The 17469-nt window shown below is 63.5% G+C and carries 10 protein-coding genes and 1 pseudogene; 7 read left to right on the top strand and 4 right to left on the bottom strand.

Features of this window, described 5'->3' with window-relative positions; all coding sequences use genetic code 11:
- Positions 1 to 32 precede the first annotated feature (32 nt).
- Together wecC and ACTMMA_RS11450 are read left to right on the top strand one after the other, a co-directional pair.
- Entirely contained in the window at positions 33 to 1274 is a 1242-nt protein-coding gene (gene wecC / locus ACTMMA_RS11455) for a UDP-N-acetyl-D-mannosamine dehydrogenase (RefSeq protein WP_441190263.1), read from the top strand.
- 170 nt (positions 1275 to 1444) lie between these two features.
- The gene (locus ACTMMA_RS11450) at positions 1445 to 1738 is read left to right on the top strand and encodes a hypothetical protein (protein WP_441190262.1); all 294 of its coding nucleotides are present in this window, start codon (positions 1445 to 1447) and stop codon (positions 1736 to 1738) included.
- A gap of 22 nt (positions 1739 to 1760) precedes the next feature.
- On the opposite strand, the gene ACTMMA_RS11445 is transcribed toward ACTMMA_RS11450, so the two are convergent.
- The 3 genes from ACTMMA_RS11445 to ACTMMA_RS11435 form a co-directional block, all read right to left on the bottom strand.
- Positions 1761 to 3242, bottom strand: a complete 1482-nt coding sequence (locus ACTMMA_RS11445; protein WP_441190261.1) for a hypothetical protein — start codon at positions 3240 to 3242, stop codon at positions 1761 to 1763.
- 291 nt (positions 3243 to 3533) lie between these two features.
- Positions 3534 to 6392 (bottom strand): polysaccharide pyruvyl transferase family protein, encoded by a 2859-nt coding sequence (locus tag ACTMMA_RS11440; RefSeq protein WP_441190260.1) that lies wholly within the window; start codon positions 6390 to 6392, stop codon positions 3534 to 3536.
- 13 nt (positions 6393 to 6405) lie between these two features.
- Positions 6406 to 8166, bottom strand: a complete 1761-nt coding sequence (locus tag ACTMMA_RS11435; RefSeq protein WP_441190259.1) for an FAD-dependent oxidoreductase — start codon at positions 8164 to 8166, stop codon at positions 6406 to 6408.
- A 167-nt stretch (positions 8167 to 8333) separates the two neighbouring features.
- Here ACTMMA_RS11435 and ACTMMA_RS11430 point away from each other — a divergent pair, with 167 nt between their 5' ends.
- The 3 genes and pseudogenes from ACTMMA_RS11430 to ACTMMA_RS11420 form a co-directional block, all read left to right on the top strand.
- Positions 8334 to 11426, top strand: coding sequence for a glycosyltransferase (locus ACTMMA_RS11430; protein ID WP_441190258.1), 3093 nt, complete (start codon positions 8334 to 8336; stop codon positions 11424 to 11426).
- Positions 11427 to 11434: 8 nt separating this feature from the next.
- Positions 11435 to 12430: a polysaccharide pyruvyl transferase family protein gene (locus tag ACTMMA_RS11425; RefSeq protein ID WP_441190257.1), complete on the top strand. Its 996-nt coding sequence runs from the start codon at positions 11435 to 11437 to the stop codon at positions 12428 to 12430.
- Positions 12431 to 12605: 175 nt separating this feature from the next.
- Positions 12606 to 12724 (top strand): annotated as a pseudogene (locus ACTMMA_RS11420) (IS982 family transposase); the annotation flags it as partial.
- 206 nt (positions 12725 to 12930) lie between these two features.
- Here the strand turns inward: ACTMMA_RS11420 and ACTMMA_RS11415 are convergent.
- On the bottom strand, positions 12931 to 13428 hold the full coding sequence (locus ACTMMA_RS11415; RefSeq protein ID WP_441190256.1) for an alpha/beta hydrolase family protein: 498 nt from the start codon (positions 13426 to 13428) through the stop codon (positions 12931 to 12933).
- Between the two features lie 463 nt (positions 13429 to 13891).
- Here ACTMMA_RS11415 and ACTMMA_RS11410 point away from each other — a divergent pair, with 463 nt between their 5' ends.
- Positions 13892 to 15601, top strand: coding sequence for a heparinase II/III domain-containing protein (locus ACTMMA_RS11410; protein WP_441190255.1), 1710 nt, complete (start codon positions 13892 to 13894; stop codon positions 15599 to 15601).
- 23 nt (positions 15602 to 15624) lie between these two features.
- The gene (locus tag ACTMMA_RS11405; protein WP_441190254.1) at positions 15625 to 17451 is read left to right on the top strand and encodes an asparagine synthetase B family protein; all 1827 of its coding nucleotides are present in this window, start codon (positions 15625 to 15627) and stop codon (positions 17449 to 17451) included.
- Positions 17452 to 17469 lie beyond the last annotated feature (18 nt).

The following is a 17469-nucleotide window of genomic DNA, read 5'->3' as shown; positions in this document are numbered from 1 at the left end:
GCAGGTTCACCCTGAAATCACAGAAGGTTGTTATGACTCAGAGCGTTGCGGTGATCGGTCTTGGCTACATCGGCCTCCCGACGGCAGCCATCCTCGCCAGCCACGGCTACAAGGTCCTGGGGGTGGACGTCAACGACAAGCACGTGGATGCGGTCAACAGGGGTGAGGTGCCCTTCGTCGAGCCCGACCTGGGCGCCTATGTCGCCTCGGCGGTCAGCCAGGACCTGCTGTCCGCGCAGAAGGACACCCCCAAGGCCGATGTCTACATCATCGCGGTGCCGACGCCCTTCGCCGAGGGTTACAAGGCCGACCTGAGCTACATCGACGCCGCGACCGACGGGATCATCCCGCACCTGGAGGGTGGCGAGCTGATCATCCTCGAGTCCACCTCCCCGCCCGGGGCCACCCAGCACGTCGCCGACCGCATCACCGCGGCCCGCCCCGAGCTGACCACCGGCGCCGAGGGCGACCCCACGAACGTCGACGTGGCCCACTGCCCCGAGCGGGTGCTCCCCGGCCGGGTGATGATCGAGCTGGTCGAGAACGATCGGATCGTCGGCGGCCTGACCCGGCAGGGCGCGGTCCGCGCCAAGGACCTCTACCAGTCCTTCTGCCGGGCCGAGATCCACCTGACCGACGCGGTCACCGCCGAGATGGCCAAGCTGACGGAGAACTCGTTCCGCGATGTCAACATCGCCTTCGCCAACGAGCTGTCGATCATCGCCGAGAAGCTCGGCATCGACGTCTTCGAGCTGATCGAGCTGGCCAACAAGCACCCGCGCGTCAACATCCTGCAGCCCGGCCCCGGTGTCGGCGGTCACTGCATCGCGGTCGACCCGTGGTTCATCGTCTCCTCGGTCCCCGAGCAGGCGCGCATCATCCGCACGGCTCGCGAGGTCAACGACAGCAAGCCGGAGTATGTAATCAACCAGGTCCTCTCCCACATCGAGGGCAAGGACAACCCGGTCATCGCCGCCCTCGGCCTGGCGTTCAAGCCGGACATCGACGACATGCGCGAGTCCCCGGCGCTGGACATCACCAAGCAGCTCGCGGAGCGAGTGCCCGGCGCGACCATCCTGGCTGTCGAGCCCAACGTGGACGAGGTCCCGACGCAACTGAACGGGGCCAGCAACATCTCCCTGGCCACCCTCGAGGATGCCTTGGCCAAGACTGATGTCGTCGCACTCTTGGTTGACCACCGGGAGTTCAAGGCGTTCGACGCTTCAGGACTCACCATCCCGGTCGTGGACACCCGCGGCGCCTGGCGCGTCTGACAACCGACCCAGAACCAGGACACGCCATGCGATCCCCATTCGTTCTAGTACTCACTGCCGGCCTGATCGGGCTCGCGGGCTGCAGCACTCCGACCAGCCCCTCCCCGTCTACCTCTGCAGGGGCGATCTCAGCGCCGGAGACCACCGAGGGGGCTCTCTCCGAGAACGGCGTGGCAGTGGGCACCCCCGTCGACGAGCTGACCTCCCGATCCTTCGACTCGGTCGACGAGTTGCGTACCGCCCTCGTGGACGCAGGGGTGCCGTGCGAGAACCCCACCACGTTCTCCGGCCCGGAGTTCGCCGAGGGGCTTCGCTGCGACGGAGGTGTCTGGCTGACCACCTACGAGGACGACGACAGCCAGGCCGCAAAGGTGGAAGAGTACACCGCGCAGGGGACCAACTTCGTCGAAGGCGTCCGGTGGCTGTTGGTCGCGCCTAAAGCGCACCTGGGTCAGGGACGCTGACCGGGCGCTTCGCTCGCGTAGCTCACTCGCGGAGCAGGATGCCTAGGGAGAGGATCTTGCCTAGGTCTCCGGACGGGTGTGCCACTCGGACTTGAGGCTCGTCTAGGACGTCTTGGCTCCGTCGGATGATGGACCCGACGTTTGTCGGCAGTGTCTCCCGCTGCTGTTCGATGCTGGACAGGGCTGATGTCCAGGCCGCCCGGACGGCTTCGGCCGTGAGTCCGCCTTCCGGCAACCGGTGCGCCAGCAGGTTCTCGATTAGAGGGCTCGGGCCCTGCGTGACCTGGTCGGCGTCGCCCACCAGCCGGTACTCCATTAGTTCGTCCGGGAGGATCGGGCCGCCCAGCGCTGCCAGCCGGTCCATGACCTCGTCGGGACGAAGGTCCTTGGTCGGTTTGTCGTAGGGCAGGGTCGCCAGCCGGGGAGAAAGCAGCATTGTCAGGTCAGCCCCGATCTGACGTGGCTCCCCCATACCGCGTGGTCGTTCGGTCAGCGGTACTTTGTTGAGTGCCGCCAGCCTGGGGTCGTGGAGGGGCCGCAGCCCGAACTTGGTCATCGGGACGAAGCGGCCCGCATGCAAGGCGTTGCGAACACCTAGATAATGCCACTCGGCACTCGCCGGATCCGCAGGATCCACGCCAGCGCTGCGAAGGAACTCACCGGCGACCTCGTCCAACCCTGTTGCTGCCTCCGGATCGAGGCGGGCGACAGAGTCGACGATCTGGGCGAAGCTGCGCAGACCATAGTTGCCCGTCGCGGTCTCCCCGCCGTGACCTGTCACGGAGAAGTAGCCCCCGGCGCGGAAGCCGTGGCGCTGCATCGTCAGGGTGTAGTAGGACAGTGCCGAGTCCGTGGCCCACAGGCGGAGGGCGTCCGGGTGTTGCCACGATGGTGGTGCTGCGAAGCGCCCCCCGAGGGGAAACACCAGCTCGCTCGCCAGCCCTTTCACGACCTCGGAGTCCCGGTCGTTCCACGCGCCCTTTCGCGCCACCGAGTAGACAGCCGCGGCACGCGTCTCCGCCGACAGCCAGGCGGCGGCCAGGGTGATGCGCGAGTCCATGCCTCCGGAGAGATTGAGTCGGACGCTGCCGGGGTGGATCCGGCTCAATGTGCGCAGCAAGGAGGCCATGTCCACCGCTACCGACCGGAGCAAGGAGGCGTAGTCCTGGTTGGGGACCGGGAAGAGGGTCGGATAGTGGCCCGGCTCAAGACGGGCTGACCGGTCGTGGAAGGACAGGGTGATCCGTGACCCGACGCCGGCGTACTCCACGTCCCGAGCCAAGGTGCGGTGTCCGGTCGTCTGAGCCGTGATGACGTTGCGCAGGCCGCTCGCGGCAGTGGCCGCCTTATCCACGCCATTCGGCAGGCCCAGCCGTCTCCGCAGTTCCACGACCGCTACCGGTGAGTCGGAGGCGATGAGGAGATCCGTTGCTCGAGTAAGGAAGAGCGGCAGGCAGCCGAAGAGGTCATTCGTGACCTCGAGACTGTCATCGTCCCACGCCACCCTGACATGACACCCCGGTGCGGTGCCGCTCGGTTGATGCTGGGCATAGCCCGCAGCTCCAAGGACCACAGTGCGTCCACGGTGGTCTATTGCGTAGCCGCTGAAGATTGCCTTCCGTCCCGGCACCAGGTCCCTAGCGGTATCCCGGGACGCCCATGTCAGTTCCCAGCCGTGGGAGAGCGTCACCCGGTGAACTTGTTGAAGGGGGGTACCCGACTCTGCCGGGAAGATGTTCCTGACGTGCTGTGCCAGTTCGCCCCTGGCGACGACTGCGACGGCGTTGACCAATGCTCACTCATCCGAGGCCATGTCGGCGAGGTCGGACAGGTCCATCACCTGTCCACCGCTTGCGAAGAGCATCCCGTCCCCGAATCGTTCATCCGAGAGCCGCGCATCGGTGATCCGCAGACCGACTCGGGAGTAGGTCGCCCAGGTCTGGGCGGGTGGACAGGTCCGCTCTACGCGGATGTGCAGGTCGATGGGGACATCGAGCTGGCCCTGGGTGCGGAAGCGCACCTGTACGGGCTCACGACTCCTCGCCAGGTCGTCCTGCCACACAAAGTCGCCCACGCGGAGAAGGACGCGGATGCGGCCAAGGTTCTGTGCCCGCTCGTAACGGTTGGTCACCACCATCGCGACCTCGGACATGGTGGCGGAGGAGAGCCGAAGTGTGCTCGATGCGGTCACCGACATGCCCGCCAGCGGGCGTGCCGTCGGCAGGCTGACGTGCAGCACCTTAGGCGTTGCATACAGGACGCCCAGTTTCGGCTCGGGAAGGGCTATGTCAGACGACGCGAATTCGGTCCCGACCAGCCGGGACTGGGGCTCCTTCAGCACAGGCCCGGTGACTGCGGGCTCGGTGGGGCGTTCTGCAGGGATGACGTGGACCGGATTCCGAGCCGGTGCCGCGACGACCTGGGCCGCAGCGGCGTCCAGCGCCTGCCCGGACGCTCTCTCCAGCGCAGCCGTCCCAGGTCCGTTCTCGGGAGCTGAGACAGCTGCATCGACCAGCCGTAACAGTTGGCTCCATTCTTCGTCGAGAGCCGCCACGAAGTTGCCTCGGCCGATCTCTCGCATGTGGCGTTCGACCTTGGGCTGGTAGTTGATCGCGACCGTCGGGACGCCGAGCCGAGCTGCGAGGAGCAGTGCATGCAGCCGCATTCCTAGTAGCACGTGGCAACGAGCCAGGAGCGCCAAGCTCCGATCCACGGACGATCCTGCTGGCACGTCGAGCACCTGGATCTCAGGTGGCAGCTGGCCAGCCACCTCGCCCAGGATGTGGCGGTCGTGGGACGCGCCCTCCTGCATCGGAAGGAGAACGACCGTCAGTGGTCCCGCGGCGGCTGCCGCAATAAGTGTGCGTGCCACGGTACGGCTCAACTCGTTGGCCTGGACATCGGCCCAGCGACGCAGGCTCAGTCCAATAATTCTACGACCCAATGCTCTGGCTCGGTCGAGTTCGTCGGTTAGGTTGTCGCGAAAATGGTGTGCGCTCGAAAGGTCGACGGCATAGACGACGTCCGGTGCGGTCACTACACGGCTAGAGTCGACCCCGCTCGCGGCGAGCAGTTGCGCCGATTCCTGGTCCCGCACATGGACGCTGCCCGCAGAATCGGCCAGATGTCTGACCATGGCCATGGCGTCGGGGTCTTTCAGCGGCCCCACGCCCATGCCTATGACGTGGAAGGGGATCTGCAGGACCGTGCCCATGAGGGGGAGGGCTCCGAAGCCGGCGATCGAGATGGTGCTGTCGCCGACTATGCTTGCGAGTCCACCAGCCTTGCTGAAGGTGAGGTCGTGCCACAGGCCACCACCTCCCAGTACGACGGCGTCCAGGTGATGGAGTTCGTGAGCAGCTTCGAAGTGATTGGCGCGCTTGAAGGCCTGAAGACCATGAGTCAATTCGACACGTCGAGGGTTCTCGGCTGCGACGATCACCTGAACACTGGGGTCGGCCTTCTGTAAGGAGGAGGTGATCGATCGCAGAATAAGCTCGTCGCCCAGGTTCTGGGCACCGTAGAAACCGGAGACGGCGACCCGGCGTGCCCGCGGTAGGGACACGCTGAGGATCTCCCGGATCTGGTTGGCGCGCTCTGCGGACAGCCAGGGCGTTGTCCGGGTCCCCGCCTCGCGAATAGTGGCGAAGAGTTCCATCCATCTGTGTTCGTACAGGTGGTTCTCTACCAGGCGACGGAAACCATTGACGCGGATCCGCTCGTACTCTTCCGGGTGAGACAGAAGGTTTTGGATCTTCGCCGCGAGATCGACCTCGTCCTGGTAGCCGATGATCTCTTCGCCGTACTCAAAGAATCTGGCCATCTCGTCGAATTCGCCAGTGGCGACGACGGCTCCCGATCCCACGGATTCGAAGACTCCGCACTTAATGTTGACGTATCCCGCGCGGGTGAGCGGGAAGTTCACGTGGATGCGTCCCATTTTCAGGGCTTGGAGTGCCTGATCTCCTGCGACAGTCCGGCTGCCTGGGAGGTCCCAGCCGCGCCCGTATGTCGTCACTCTGAAGTCCCGCGCAAGTGCTGTCATGGTCCGATTGCGATCAGGGCGGTCGGTTGCGTGCCCCAGGCAGATCACGTCGGACTCCATCTCGGGAGCAGTCTCGACCTCCTGGGTCACAAAGCCGCGATCGATGGCGAACGGGAAGTACAGGGTGTTCATCACCCGGGCGTCCCGGTACATGCCTAAACTCAACTCGGCGTTCGTAGTGTGGACGTCAAAGACATGTGCGTGGGGGTGCACGGTGGGAAATACATCAGGATCGCTGAGTGTCAGGCCCACAAGGACGATGCCTCGCTGTTTCAACTCCTCCGCATCACCTGGGTGGAAGGTCAGTCCCCCTGCACAGCACACGATCATTTGGGGTTGGAATTGGGTCAGTGCGTCCTCGAGCAGATCTGTCCGGATGTAGATCGGACCATTCCCACCGGCGGCTCGAGACGGATTGTCGGTGATGCGGTGATACTTCAGATCTAAATCGAGGACATGATGACCCAAGTTTCGTAGGGAACGGGAGAGGGAGGACACTATGTCCGTCGTTCCGTTGATCGATCTTCCTAGGAAGAGGATTCGCCAGTGAAATCCTTGATCGAAAGTTGTGGAGGCTAGATCCCTGCGAATTTCCTCGACGGTGGTCATTTAATCTCCTCCATCACCTCTGCGTGCTGGTCATCGCGCGGCCAATCCTGACCGCCCTCGCCATGTCGGTCGTCAGCAAAGGGCATCGGTGCATGTCTCCCTCGGGCCGGACGTGGGTTGTCGACGTGTCAACCGCACCGCGTGCGACAGCCAGGACCGCAGCTGCCCGGTCCTCCGGATCCTTCGGGAGACCGCGCACGGGGAGGGGCGTCAACGAAGCCCCTTCCTGGGCGAGTCTGCTCTGCACTTCCAAGGCTTCGATCCGTGAGGGTAGAAGTTGCCGTTCGGCACTTAACGCGGCTAGTACACCTGCCGCGTGCCCAATGGCCATGACGGTGGGGTGGAGTCGGACTGCTGAAGACGCGATACGCGAGGCAGAGATGTTCTTCTCTGCGGCGATGATGGCGACGTCTCTCTCTGGGATGAGATGGTCTAGGCAGATGGGAAATGGTCCCTCCTGCCAGCGGGGGGGCTTGTCCGCCATCGTCTCCAGCAGATCCTTCTCCAGGTCGTCGTCGGATCTTCCACCATGTAGGTCTGGCGGATAGGTTCCGATGGCGATCACAGTCGGGTCCCACGGTGCAGCCGTGCGTTGCCGGGCTCGGAAGATGCGCTTTCCGGTCAAGGTGCGCCTGCCCAGCAGCCGTACAGACTCGCGGATATAGGGAATGGGGGGAAGGTGGCGTGACATGCGAGGGTACAGTTCCAGGCGATGTGCGCCGACGCGTTCATCTGGTCCCTCCGCGAACCCCTCGTCCCTCACGAGTCCCCATGGTTGCTTGAGCTCCTGCTGGAGATAGAAGAGCACCGCGTACGTGGTGGCGATCGCGCGGCGCTCGGTAGCGACCCGCTCAGAATGCTCGACGAGGAATCCCGCGGGGGCGGAGCAGTCGTTGGCGTAGTTCAGGCTGGTGCGGGTGATCTCGTGCCAACGCGCGCCCGAGTAGTCCCGATTGCTGGCCAGGTCAGGCGCCCCTCGGTATCCCGCGAAGCCCTGCCGAGTGCCCAGACGCGCTTTGCCGGGCCCGTGGGGGTAGGTGGCCTGAAGGATTCGGCGCCGACTGTCGTACCCGGGGGGTGGCATCTCAAGAACCAGGTCGTCAGGCAGCCCCACGTCCGAGTAGTCACGGATCATGGCTGTCTGAGTGATGTCTTGAATGCGCACACCGATGAGTGCGCCCGAGTCGAGCTCTTTCGAGGCGACGATGTTGCCGATCCGGCGCGGCAGCTGGCTCAGTTCCAGCAAGGAACCATCCTCGGAAGCATCAACGGTGATCCGACCCGAGATCGGCCCCGCATGAGTCTCCAGTACGACTACCCGACCGTTTGCTTCGACCGCGAGAAGGTCCACGTTCCGCACGACCCGGACACCGGATTCGAGCAGCATGTGCGAAAGGACGTAATCAACGATGACGGGATTGACCGAGAAGGACTCGTCGCGGTACTGGGAAGTGTTGCAGGACTTGCCGAGCACGTCGCGATAGTAGGTTCGGCAACGCAACACGAACTCCCCCCACATGCCAGCCTCGATCAGGTCCTGGTAGTACCACGTGACATCCATCGCGGACACACCTCCAGGCCCGGCCTGCCCGCCGAGCAGGTGGGTGGGCTCCAGCAGCACGACATCGGCACCGTTTCGGGCCGCAGCCACGGCGGCGGAACAGCCCGACAGCCCTCCGCCCCAGACCACCACGTGGCTGTATCGCGGCACCTCGGTCGGGACCACGGCCCAGTGCTCCCTGAAGCTCTGTCCGGTCAAGGCATCGTCTGTCATGTGCTCCTCGTGATCGAGGTGGAGGGACCCCTCCGGTCGGAGGGCTTCGCTTGTCGCACCTGCTTCTGTGCAACCATAGTGGCCGACTCGCGACCGCCAGGACCCGGCTTCCGCATGTACGGCGGATGATTGCCCGAGGTGGACGACCTGAACCAGGAGAGGCACCCGTGAACCAAGGCCCGCACACGCTCCTCAACATCTACGGGAGTGTGATCGAAGAGGGGCACTGGGCGGTCGCCCGTCCTGCGAACGTCTCTGTGCTCGAGGAAGAGGGCCCAGCTACGGTGCTGAGACACCACAGGGCGGAGGGCGACTACATCCTCCACAGGGGGGTTGGCGCTGACCTGGTCCGGCTCACGTCCCCTCTGCCGCCGCGCGGCCTGGCGCACATCCTCAACGTGGAGCTGGGAGCAAGGACCCTCGGCAAGGAGGAAGTGGAACTAGTTGTCTGCATCGTCGAGTACGACACCGCAGGGGCCAAGATCGCATCCACATTCTACGAGCAGGGTCGTCTCTACCGCCATCGCCTCTCGGCCAGGTGCCACACATTTCTCGTGGCCCTTCGGGTCGCTGGGAAGGGCTCGGTGGCGATTGATCGCCTCGTCGTGCAGGCCCATGAAGCGCCGGCGTCGGCGACCACGACCGAGATCGAGGAACTCTTCGACCGTAACCGTTACCTTCTGGACAAGCGGATGCGGCAGATACTTCTCGCTCCCGTACGGTCCACCCCGGCGGCGGCCGCCACTCCTGCTCCGAAGGCCGAATCTTCGGCACCCCTTCCAGAATCCGTCGGCACCTCGCGGATCCTTCACACCTTGCTGGAAAACCTCGCCGCTGAGTTGCCACGCAGCAACGGGACTCGGCACCATGTGCGACGCCCCTACAGGGTCGCGATCGTTACAGACATTTACATGCTGAACTTCTACCGGGACGCCTTCGACACGGTCGCCTACCTCACGCCTGACAACTACTCCTCGATCTTATCGGAGAATGAGTTCGACCTATTCCTCTATGTGACCTGCTGGAAGGGTGTGGAAGGGAATGAATGGCAGGGCGTAAAATTCAGAGAAAAGCCTCGAGCTGCTCTTGAGGGAATCTTGCGCCACTTCCGAAAGGCGGGCTTACCTACTGTCTTCCAGAGTATTGAAGACCCTAGCAACTTTGAGTATTTCCTCCCGATTGCCAAGCAGTTCGACTACGTATTTACTTCGGACTCAGACTGCGTGGAGCGTTATCAGGATTCACTTGGCCACGGTCGCGTTAGTTACGGCCCTTACGGCGCCAATACCTTGATTAATAACCCGATCGGCGCCTTCCGTCCCACCCTCGAATCCGCTTTCTTTGCGGGCTCTTTTCCTGATCGGTATCCTGAGCGATGCGCGGACATGGAAGTCGTTTTCGACAGCCTCGTGGATTCCGACATTGCCCTGTTGATCGCCGACCGCAACTACGGCAACGATACCTATGCCTACCCACTTCGATTTCGGCCGATGACGATGGCGCCCTTTCAGCACGAACTACTACAGCAGGTCCATAAACTGTTCCGATACAACTTGAACTTCAACTCGATCAAGACGAGCCCAACGATGTGTGCCATGCGCGTCTATGAGTTGCAAGCCCAAGGCTCTAACCTTGTCTCGAACTATGCCCGATCCGTCTTTAATACCTTCCCGCACATCCGGCTGCTACCGGTGCGGCAGCACCTCGGGGATCTCCGGCGTCCTGTCTCCGTTCGTGAGGTGGCCGAGCGACTCGATGCAGTGAGAGCCGTCCTGACCGCCAATACCGCTTTCGATGTCGCGGATCGGCTTCTGAACACCGTGGGTCTTCCCCAAGGGAGAGATCTCACGCGAGTGCTCGTTCTTGCCGACGGGTCCGACCTGCGGGACCGGTTCGAGGCGCAGTCCTATGCAGACAAGGTCTTCCGTCTGGTGAGCGACTTCGAACGGCCAGAGGACCTCGACCGGTATTGTTATGAGTCTGGCGTGGCCTACCTAGCCCTTTGGTCCGTTGATGAGGCCTACGAGACGCACTACCTGCAAGACCGGATCAATGCCTTCAAGTTCGTTGACTGCGACTACGTCACGCAGTTGGTGCAGTCCACCGAGTGGGACCCGGCAACTCACCCCGTCCACGAGTTCGTCACGCGACTCGGTCGGCCCAGCCAGACCGTGTTCTCCCTTGCGGGGCATTCGGCCAGTCGGTGGTTGGAGGTCGTCGAGGGACAGGAGATTCCGGGCGGTTACCAAATCGACCCGCTCCAGGTGGACTTCCCACAGGCCCGCAGGTTCGCCCCCTCCGCTGCCGACTCACAAGCCGGGCAGGCTTCCGAAGCAGAGCCACCAAGATTGTCGGTGATCGTTCCTGTCTACAACAACGGCGAGCACCTCTTGGCGACCTGCTTGCCGAGTCTGGAGCGTAACGAGCTCTGGCCCAGCATGGAAGTCCTCCTCGTCGACGATGGCTCGACAGATGAGGCGACTCTCGATCTATGCCGTTCACTTGAGGCTGAGTGCCCCAACGTCCGGTTCTTCTCTTTCGACGACGGGGGCAGTGGGAGCGCCTCACGGCCCCGGAACAAAGGGCTGGAACTTGCGACCGCCGAGCTGGTGACCTTCCTGGATCCCGACAATGAGATCTCCCCCGGTGGCTATGACCATCTGGTCACGGTCTACGAGGATTACAGAAGCGAGAACGGGCCGCGTTTCGTCAGCGGGTGCCAGGTCAAGGTAAGCACCACAACCTCGGTCATGGCTCGCCACGCCGAAGGGATTCGTTTGGTGCCCGACCTACGGGAGGCCTTCTTCCGGTCCGGCCGTTTCCCGCTGATCTCGACCCAGGCGGCCGTGATGGAGAGGTCGCTGTTCAGCGATGGAGAACTACGCTTCGTCGAGGGAGCTGTGGGGCAGGACACTCTCTTCGGCTGGGAACTGCTGCTCAAGGCAGAACGAGGATGTTTCACGGACGGCGCCCACATCGTCTACTACGCGGGACGAGACGGGTCGGTGACCAATGCCGTCGGTGCCTCCTTCTTCCGCAAGAGCCTCATCCTGGAACGGGCTCAAGTTGAAACACTGCGGCGCCACGATCTCCTGCGCCATTACCAGGAAAGACATCTGACGCCGTTCGTGGACGGATGGTACCGGCCAAGACTCGAACAGGTCGTGTCAGACGATCGATCCGAGAGCGAGAGTCTGCTCGAAGATATTCTGGCCTTGTATTCAGGCAGCGAGACCTCGGGCGCACCAGCGGCCCAGTAAGGACTGACATGACCAAACGAATCGCGCTCGTCGGGTTTTTCGGGTGGGGGAACTTCGGTGATGAACTCTTCGTCGACGCCCATCGCCAGATGCTCGAGCCGAAGTACGAGCTCTTCGTCGCTAACGATCTGACGGCCGCCCCCTACTTCTCCGAAGGTGTCCAGCCGGTCGTGGATCACGCCGATGCAGTCCTCGTGGGCGGCGGAGACCTCATCAACCCTGCTCAGGTCTCACAACTCTATTGGAAGCAGGAGTTTCTCCAGAAGCCCACGTTCGTCTACGGGATTGGCGTGCCTTCCCAGCCTTTCACGCGCAAGCCGGTGATGGACCACTACGCGCGCTTCCTCCAGCACGACAACTGCAAGCTGGTCGTCGCCCGCGACGTGGAGAGCCACGACTGGCTCGCGAAGAACTTCGACCTGGGCGACCGACTGCATTGGTACCCGGACGCAGTTTGCGCCTACCGCCGCCCCCCAGCGGTGCGGACCACCGAGAAGATCTTCGGCATCGTCATGCGCGAGCACCGCTCTCTAGACTCGGACATGTCACATGTTCGAGCCATGGCGGACGAGGCTAAGCGACTCGGGTACACCGTTCGTCACCTGGTACTCAGTAACAAGGTTCTGGCTGAGGGAGACCTCGGCCGAGCGAAGCTCATCGCGACCCCGGACGAGGAGATCTTCCACAGTGACTCCCTCGAGGAGATGTGCATCGAGATCTCCAAGTGCACGCTGCTGGCCTCTATCAAGTTCCACGGCATGGTGGTTGCCACGATGTACGGCGTCCCGACCATCGCGATGTCGGTCACGCCCAAGAACAAGAACTTCCTGCGCATGATTCAGCGTCCAGAGATGGCTGCCGGGTACCGTGATCCACACCTCAAGGACCGAGTCACCGCTCACCCCGCTAAGATTCATACTCTTGTCCGAGGAAATCTCCACCGTCGCGCGGTGGCGGGGTATGAGGTGCTCAAGGACGCGCTTGCCCAGCACCTAGATGAGTAAGTCCAAGGGTTGTTGCTGGTGTGGCGCATGTGATTTGAAGTGAGGGAGCCGCACGCTCGTTGTTGCTAACCCAACATCGAGCACTGGAGGCTCGTGTGGGCGCCGACCTGGACACCCTCGCCACGGTACTGTACGTGACCGTCGACGATCTGCTGATCGCTCATCCCGAGCAGACCCCTGTTCGTCCCCTCGCCGCTCCAACCTGGCCGGCAGGGCCGGTACGGCTACTGCGCCTCCCACTCGCGCTTCTGGGGACTGCGACTGCACCTGATCACCACCGTGCACGGCCTGCCCGGGGGATGAGCGCTGACCGGTGCCAAGACCAGCTCCGGCATCGAACTGCTCCGTCCGGCCCGCAAGGGTGAACAAGACCGCGGTGGCCAACAGTTCAGGACGTCCGCCGGTCCTTGACCGCCTACGACCACTGAACCCTTGGACTTACTCATCCAGTCCGAGTGACCGGTGCCGTAGTTGCCGTTAGGCCCATGACGTTGTCGAAGTCACGGGCTGACGAAGCCTACCGCTCGTGCTTGCGAGAGCACCTCGTGCCCCGAGGTATCCGATGTGAGGATTAATTCTGACGGGCCCGCCGCAGGCAGTTGGGAATTCCGCAGCCACGTGAAGAAATCCACCTGCTCAGAATAGGAACGGTCCTCGGGATTCGTGATGAGGCGGATCGCGGGGGCCCTCCAGGCATGGACCAGCCTGTCCTTGAGGTTAAGGCGCTCAGGATGGGTCTGCCGGAACTCATCGATCGGCTTCCCCAGGAGTTTGGTCTCCAGTGCCGCGACGGGACGTGGGAACCAGTCGCTCACGTCGATCTGTGGAACTTCCGCGACGGCGCGGGCCCCTTCGATCTGGGAAGCTGCCGCGATCGCGGAAAAGCCGCCCAAAGAGGACCCGTAGAAGACGATCCGGTTTGAGGCGATGCCAGCCCTCTCGGCAAGTTCTTGGCATACCTGACCGACCGCGGCAATGACGTCGTGGAACGGGTGCACGAACCAAGCGGCGTCTAGTTGGTATCGGACCATAACAGGGTCGGGAAGAGCCACGACCATCGAAGTAGGCCATTGTCGATGCCATGACCAACGCGGGAAGCGGGTCTGGCGCGGGTCGTGGCCAGTGGTGCGTGCCGCAGGCATGAGTACGACGAGGCTATCAACGTCGATACGTTCAGTCACGGCGTAGTGGAGGGGAAGTCCAACCAGTCTCGTGTCACTGCTGAGCCGCATGCCGGATAGGGCTGGGAGCTCAGGTCCGAGCGTGCTCAGGGCACGTCCAATGGGACGGCGATGCGCAGTTCGGGGTACACGGCTGGCCCGAGCGCGGGCACAAGCTCTTTCAATCTCACGGGTTGCTCCTGGGTGCGGTGATGTAGGAGGAGGATCAGGATTGACGACCGGAGGCTAGAGTATCTAGACACCCACAGTTGCGACCAGTCTCCGGAGGTACCTAAGCACGATGAGGTACTCGCGGCCACAGGCGACGGCGCAAGCCTTTGGGGCTCCCTTCGACCCCACGGGGCAGGATGCCGCGAAAGCCGACTCCCTGACGCAGGGAACTCTGGAGCTGGCGCCCCACCGGGCTTGGCGTATCCCGGACGAGCCGACGTGGCGAGAGAACCCCTTCCGTGAGCCCAACTGGGTGGCGCAATACCACATGCTCAGATGGCTCGATCCTCTGCGTCGGCAGGCTCAGCGTGGGCAGGAAGAGCATCTTGACACGTGGCTGCGGCTCGCCGAGTCCTGGATTAGTGCCAACCCGCCCGGTCGCGGTCGCGCCAACTACTCCTGGGCTGACATGGTCGAAGCCGCTCGCGCACTCACCTTCTGCTTCGCGCTGCCCCTCATCGAAGATGTTCGGCCCGAGAGTCTGGACACCATCCTCCGGTCCATCCATGAGCACGGGGAGTGGCTTGCGGACGAGACCCACATCCGGCGCGGCAACCACGCGCTCCAGCAACACCAGGGGCTGCTGGTCATCGGGGCCGTGCTCGAGCGGGATGACTGGGTCGACCTGGCTGTCGGCAGGGCTAGGGCCATGTTGCTTCACTCCTATGACGAGCAGGGAGTCAACGAGGAGGGGACCCCTCAATACCACCAGATCAACTACATGTGGTGGCGCAACCTCGGCCGCCGCATCGAGATCGTGACCGGCGGGGTACCGGAGGAATTCGCGAGGATCGACCTCGCTCCCGAGGCGATGGCACACGCCACTCGCCCCGACGGGAGGTACGAATTGATCGGGGACACCGAGGAGTTCAATCCCCGTGGACTCGGTCATTCAGCGATCGACTATGTGAGCTCGGGAGGGGAGAAGGGCGAGCCGCCGGACAGCCGCGTTGCGATCTACGACGCCGGCTACATCTTCGGCCGTTCCGGCTGGGGAAGTGCGCAGGAAGCCTTCCCCGACACGAGTTTCTACTCGCTGCGCTTCGGTCCGCAGAACCGGATCCACGGGCACGCGGATGGCATGGCTCTGACACTCTACGCGGGGGGAACCTCCCTCCTGGTCGACAGCGGGAAGTATGCCTACGACGCGACGGATCCCTTCCGCGCCCACCTGTTGAGCAGAGAGGCTCACAACTCGCTCTCGGTCGACGGAGTGGAGTACGACAACGGGGCTTACGTGAAGCTCCAGGCCGCGAGTCTTGAGAGTGCGTATGAGCACTTCAGGTTTCGGGACTCGGGGTATGCCGGGGTCGAACTTTCTCGAGACGTGCTGATCTCGCCAGCCTGGGGGCTGGCGGTCATTCTCGACAGCTTCACCGCGGATCGCGAGGTCTCCGTGAGCCAGTGGTGGCACTTCAACCCCCAGATGGGCCACCGGAGGGAAGGTCAGTCGATCTTCGCCCGGGATGAACACTCCTCGATCCGCCTGAGCTGGGCCGGGGACACGGACTCCCGATCCGTGATCAAGGGCCGTCGTGCTCCCATCCAAGGGTGGTTCTCGCCTCGGTGGCGTGTCCTTGAGCCGACCCGAACGGTCCAGTCCACGCTGCTTGGCAAGTCCGGTCATCTTGCCACAGCCATCAGTTTTCGCGACGCGGTAACCCCGTTGACGATCGCACGCGATGCTTCTGGGGCACAGGTCTACGTTGTCCGAAGGGGTGACGACGAGACCTTCACTGCGAGATTCGACGGTGACGGTTTGTTGATCGCCGGCCAGTAGAGCGGGCAGGCTAGGATTCGCAGATGCGATTGTTCGTGGCAGTCCGACTGAAAGGTCATGTTCCCTCTGGACAAGGCGTGCTGAACGCCACGGTCGGTGCCGCAGCGAAGGCGCTCGACGCTGTGCAGCCTTGGGCCGAGGAGCAGACGGCAGCTGAGTACCGCTGGGCCCCCGTGGGTGGCCGTGTCGCCGTCCTCTACCGCTCGAACGAGCCCGACCCGACCGCTGAGCGTACGGGATGGCTGGGCAACAAGACGCGGGCGTGGGCATGGTCAGGCATCGTCGGATCGGACCTTTTGGAAAGCATGCGCAGGTCAGACTGCACGACTATCGGTGCGAAAAGCGTTTGGGGCGGGATCGGCAGCTACGCCCTCATCGGCGGGACGCCGGACACGATCTCGGCCTTCACCAACCAGCACCGTTCCGAGGCGCTCTACTGGACGACCACTGCCGACGCTGTCCTCGTGAGCAACAGCGCGGCCACGCTCAGCCTGGTCCGAGGCCGTGGCCGCCCTCACTACAGCAGGCTTGGGATCGCGGCCTTCCTGATGCACGGCCTGCCCTTCGCCGACGTCATCCCGTTCGAAGGGATCGAGGTCGTTCCGGCCGGGGCCAGGCTGACATCGAGCCCCGCCTCCGATCTGAAGATCATCCGTGACCAGCCAGTGCAGGGAGAAAGCAGCGTCGACGAGGCCGCCGACGATATCGCGGAAGGTCTGGTGGAATACGCGCGGATACTCACCTCCGGATCCTCCGAGGTTGCTGCTGCCATCACCGGGGGCAAGGACAGCCGTCTTGTCGTGTCTGCGCTACGCGCCGCCGGTATCGACTTCAGTTCATACACCAACGGCTTGCCCGAGAGCGGGGAGATCCAGGTGGGGCTCCGGGTCTGCGAGGCTCTGGGCATCCCGCACCGAGCCAACACGCCTCCGGTCCGGCGGGGCGCAGCAGGTGGCAGCGTCATCGTGGGCAGGCCGGAAGAGCAAGCATGGAGGACTTTGCGCTCCACCGGCGGCCTCGGCAGCGCATTCACCACCCTGGCAGACCCGTTCACTCCGCATGCGTCCATCGCGGGCAAGGCCAACCTTGGAGGCCAAGGAGGTGAGATCGTACGAGGCGGATTTGCCCGGACCCTGCCAAGCACCGACCCGACCCCGGATCAGGCGGACACCGTTCTACGCCGTACCTGGTTCAACAATCGCGATCTGCTGACGCCGCTGGCAGCAGAGGCCGTCGAGCACAGCGTTCGTGGTTTTTTTGAGGCGATTCTGATCGACCCGGTTGCCGCGATGTTCGACGTCTACGTGACCAATCGGACCGGTCGATGGCTTGCCACGATGCGGCACGGGGAGTCCGTGGTTTCGACCCATACGACCTTGCTGATCAACAACCAGATGGTGCGCCAGATGCGCTGCCTGCCCTCGACGGCGCTTCTGGGTGAGCGGGTGGCCCACGCGGTGATGTCGCGGCTCGCGCCCCAGGTCGTGGACCTCCCCTTCTTCAGGGACCGCTGGGCCTTCGAGGCGCAGGGGCCGACGAGCTACAAGCCCGAGTCCTGGGAACAGCGCGCGCCCTACACCGCCCACGACCAGCCGCGAGCCACGTTCAACTGGCGCTCTGCGTATACGAAGGACCTGAGCGCGTTCTTCCGCTCATTCATCCTCGACACGCCGTCCAACCTGCTCTTCGACGTGGTGGACCGGTCAGCGGTCGAGTCGATGCTGAACGGGACGAGATACCGACCCGCTACGGCATGGGCGCTCTTCTCCACCCAATACATGCTCAGTGATGCGTGGCTGGGGGCTCGTCCCGAGAACGTGCAGGACATCGAGATCGAAGTCCCAGCATGACTTCCACCGACAATGATA

The organism is Ornithinimicrobium panacihumi (assembly GCF_052073805.1).
GTDB classification, from domain to species: domain Bacteria; phylum Actinomycetota; class Actinomycetes; order Actinomycetales; family Dermatophilaceae; genus Ornithinicoccus; species Ornithinicoccus panacihumi.
The sequence above is the reverse complement of the archived record's forward strand: the minus strand, read 5'-3'. Positions and strand labels throughout refer to the sequence as shown.

What these genes read in the sequence shown, in the direction of transcription:
- ACTMMA_RS11440 (WP_441190260.1), bottom strand. Translation starts at nt 6,392, where the DNA reads ATGACCACCGTCGAGGAAATTCGCAGGGATCTAGCCTCCACAACTTTC.
- ACTMMA_RS11405 (WP_441190254.1), top strand. Translation starts at nt 15,625, where the DNA reads ATGCGATTGTTCGTGGCAGTCCGACTGAAAGGTCATGTTCCCTCTGGA.
- ACTMMA_RS11410 (WP_441190255.1), top strand. Translation starts at nt 13,892, where the DNA reads ATGAGGTACTCGCGGCCACAGGCGACGGCGCAAGCCTTTGGGGCTCCC.
- wecC (WP_441190263.1), top strand. Translation starts at nt 33, where the DNA reads ATGACTCAGAGCGTTGCGGTGATCGGTCTTGGCTACATCGGCCTCCCG.
- ACTMMA_RS11435 (WP_441190259.1), bottom strand. Translation starts at nt 8,166, where the DNA reads ATGACAGACGATGCCTTGACCGGACAGAGCTTCAGGGAGCACTGGGCC.
- ACTMMA_RS11425 (WP_441190257.1), top strand. Translation starts at nt 11,435, where the DNA reads ATGACCAAACGAATCGCGCTCGTCGGGTTTTTCGGGTGGGGGAACTTC.